This is a genomic window from Sphingobium sp. (genome assembly GCF_003248505.1).
Classification (GTDB): Bacteria; Pseudomonadota; Alphaproteobacteria; order Sphingomonadales; family Sphingomonadaceae; genus Sphingobium.
The window spans coordinates 1-2,828 of record NZ_QFOA01000152.1 but is presented as its reverse complement, the minus strand read 5'-3'; the positions used below and the strand labels follow the sequence as shown (position 1 = coordinate 2,828).

Below are 2,828 nucleotides of genomic sequence, written 5' to 3'. Positions count from 1 at the left end.
CCTGCTGAAGCCGAAGCACAATATTATGCCATGCTGGACGACGTCTCCATGGCTGCGTAACTTAAACCAAACAGCCTCCGGCAAACCCGGTGCGGTTCAGATGCGCTGGCGGCACGCTCACCTCGATGCTTGCTAGACACTGCTGCCAATTGCTGGCCGCCGATGTCAGCGAGACCGCCCTGAAGCGGGCTCGGAATCGGTGCCATGCGCTTCCGAACGTCGATTTTGCAACGATGCAGTTTCCCCGACAAGCACCAAGCGCGAGCGGGTTCGATCTCGTTGTCCTGTCTGAGGTCGCCTATTACTGGGACGATGCGGATATCAATCGGGCAGCGGACTGGCTTGCGGGGCTTCAGTCGAACAGCGTCATTCTGCTTGTGCACTACATTCTGGAAACGGACTACCCGCAGACTGGAGACGAGGCCGTTGAGAAGCTCTTAAGTGCACTGGGAGATAACGTTCGTCAGTGTCGAGGCGACCGACACGAGAAATATAGGTTGGACCTATGGCTGAAAAACTGAGCGTGCTCACGCTGGTGAAGAACCGCGAGCGCCATCTCGCAAACCTCGTGCGAGGCCTCGAGCGCTCTGAAGCCAGGCTGAATGAGCTGATTGTAGTCGATATGGGAAGCAGCCGACCCGTCACTGTGCAGACGGGAGCTTTCCCTGTTGATGTCGTTCGCATGGAAGGCGGCGCTCTACCATTGGCGGCTGCACGCAACTTGGCGGCATCTAAGGCGGCCGGGGATCACCTTCTTTTTCTGGACGTCGATTGCATCCCGAGTGCCGCGTTGCCTAGAGCGATCGACGTGGCACTTTCGGCGCATGATGCCCTGGTCTGTGGGGAAGTCCGATATCTTGGTCCCGGGCAAGCAGACGGGGATTGGCGCGAGGACGACCTTCTTTCACGAGGCAAGCCTCACCCGGCTCGACCTTTTCCCACCGGAGGAATTCGGATCGAGAGGAACTACGGTCTATTTTGGTCGCTGGCGTTCGGTATTCGAGCGAAGACGTTTCGAAATCTGGGTGGGTTTGACGAAACGTTCACCGGGTATGGGGCCGAGGACACGGATTTTGGCTTTCGCGCGGAGAAGGCTGGCGTGCCTTTGCTATTTCAGGGAGGGACGTGTGCGTTCCATCAGCATCATGCGACCTACGACCCTCCGCTACAGCACTTCGAGGATATTGTCAGGAATGCTGGCATCTTCTTTGACCGCTGGAGTCGGTGGCCGATGGACGGATGGTTGCGCGCCTTCGAAGATCGGGGTCTCGTAGCGTGGTCGGATGACCGAATTGATATTTTGCGCAGGCCCGTGGCTACGGAGATCGCCGGAACGCTTGTGACCGAGACGAATTGACTCCAAGTAAGGTCAGGGTATGTTCCTTATTTGTTCTGACTCCCGAGTCTCGCAGTCATGGAGCTGCCAATGTCCCGACTTCATATCTTTGCCAGCCCGCTGGATGAGATCGCCCGCCAGTTCGATGCTCAGCTCCCGGGCACAATAGAATTGCCAGCCGAGACGACCGAAGGCGCAGGCGGGATGGCGATCATCGAGCATAAGGGGCGCCGGTTTCTTAAGCCGATGGACTGGGGCTTTCCGCGCTTCACTCGTGAGTCTCTCTCCGGAGAAGAGCTGCCTGGTCGCATCGGGCTCGTTGCTGATCTCACGAATAGGATGTGGGAACAGATGGTCGTCGATCCGAGATACAGGTGCATCATCCCGATCTCGCATTTCGCAAATCCGGACGGTGCCGCCGGTAGGAAGACGAGGACATGGTTTTCCGTGAAGGGGCAGCCGGTCATGGCTTGGGCTGGCTTTTGCCGGAACATCATCGACTATGGTCCCGTCTATGCGGGAATGACGATGACCGCGAACCCTGCGGTGATGCCGACCAATGATCGGATGCCAGTTCTACTGGATCCCCACGAATATCAGCGGTGGTTTCAAGGATCGATCCAGGATGTGATCGCGTTTCAATTCCGCGAACCATTCGGGGAGAGCCGTATGGAAGTGGAGCGGACAGAGGATCTCTGGCGATCTGGCACGCTGCCCATATCCGGTCAGCCACAGCTTTCCTTCATATAGATGCCACGCAGCGATGAAGCGACTACTGGGCGGACGGCGGGCGAGCATCCGGTCACACCGGACGGACGTTACTTTGTGGTCCGCGGCCGGCTGTGGCGGATGTCTGATCCCAGCCTTTCTGAGCAACGTCGCCAGGAGCTCGTCGATAAATTGATGGACGCCAGGCGCCAGGTTGCGGTCGCCAAGCGATCAGGAGATGAGGAGGGAGAGAGAAATGCACACAGGCTTGTGAATTCTGCCAAGGAAGCGCTGGGAGAGCGTGGGCATGTGTGGTGGACCGATAGCATGCCGGATTACAACAGGCACATGGCGAGGAACACGCCATATGCAGAATGGTATGCCGGTCTGGATATTGAGGCTGGTTAACTTTCCAAATCATTGATCGGTGCAGAGGGGCTTACCTCTTCGCCTAGGACTTCATCCGCTGCCGACTTCAGGCTTGCGGCTGTTCCGCGCGCGGCTTCTGCCGTCATCGTAACAGCGATGCCATCGGGACCATCGAGAACGACGAGGCCGTCCTCCGAGTGAGCTTGACCTGGTTTGGTCTGAATGAGTCCTTCGTCCGACATTTGTCCTCCAGTCCATGTATGAAAAACCCCATTGTTTTCTTGGTTCCCAAGGACGACCCTCTCAGGGAGCATAATTGTAGCGCGACGATTACGGAGTCCGGTCGGCGTCAATTATGATGGCCGATAGGTGGCCGCGCCGGTTGGTGAATTCTGGCTACCATTTGCTGTTGCGG

5 protein-coding genes are annotated in these 2,828 nt (G+C 57.6%); 4 read left to right on the top strand and 1 reads right to left on the bottom strand.

From position 1 onward, the window contains the following. Positions 1–89: 89 nt before the first annotated feature. The 4 genes from DI606_RS19940 to DI606_RS19925 all read left to right on the top strand — a co-directional run bounded on the left by DI606_RS19940 (position 90) and on the right by DI606_RS19925 (position 2,452). Entirely contained in the window at positions 90–521 is a 432-nt protein-coding gene (locus DI606_RS19940; protein WP_293985731.1) for a bifunctional 2-polyprenyl-6-hydroxyphenol methylase/3-demethylubiquinol 3-O-methyltransferase UbiG, read from the top strand. Further along, positions 506–1,357 (top strand): glycosyltransferase, encoded by an 852-nt coding sequence (locus tag DI606_RS19935; protein WP_293985729.1) that lies wholly within the window; start codon positions 506–508, stop codon positions 1,355–1,357. Before DI606_RS19940 ends, DI606_RS19935 begins: the two co-directional genes overlap by 16 nt. Before the next feature lie 57 nt (positions 1,358–1,414). Continuing rightward, entirely contained in the window at positions 1,415–2,086 is a 672-nt protein-coding gene (locus DI606_RS19930; protein WP_367119506.1) for an SOS response-associated peptidase family protein, read from the top strand. A 99-nt stretch (positions 2,087–2,185) separates the two neighbouring features. Beyond that, positions 2,186–2,452, top strand: coding sequence for a hypothetical protein (locus tag DI606_RS19925; RefSeq protein ID WP_367119505.1), 267 nt, complete (start codon positions 2,186–2,188; stop codon positions 2,450–2,452). Here the strand turns inward: DI606_RS19925 and DI606_RS19920 are convergent. Next, the gene (locus DI606_RS19920; RefSeq protein WP_293985724.1) at positions 2,449–2,655 is read right to left on the bottom strand and encodes a hypothetical protein; all 207 of its coding nucleotides are present in this window, start codon (positions 2,653–2,655) and stop codon (positions 2,449–2,451) included. The genes DI606_RS19925 and DI606_RS19920 overlap by 4 nt on opposite strands. Positions 2,656–2,828: the final 173 nt, after the last annotated feature.

Bases quoted from the DNA above. Each gene is read 5' to 3' on its own strand.
- DI606_RS19935 (WP_293985729.1), top strand. From the start codon at position 506: ATGGCTGAAAAACTGAGCGTGCTCACGCTGGTGAAGAACCGCGAGCGC.
- DI606_RS19930 (WP_367119506.1), top strand. From the start codon at position 1,415: ATGGAGCTGCCAATGTCCCGACTTCATATCTTTGCCAGCCCGCTGGAT.
- DI606_RS19925 (WP_367119505.1), top strand. From the start codon at position 2,186: ATGTCTGATCCCAGCCTTTCTGAGCAACGTCGCCAGGAGCTCGTCGAT.
- DI606_RS19920 (WP_293985724.1), bottom strand. From the start codon at position 2,655: ATGTCGGACGAAGGACTCATTCAGACCAAACCAGGTCAAGCTCACTCG.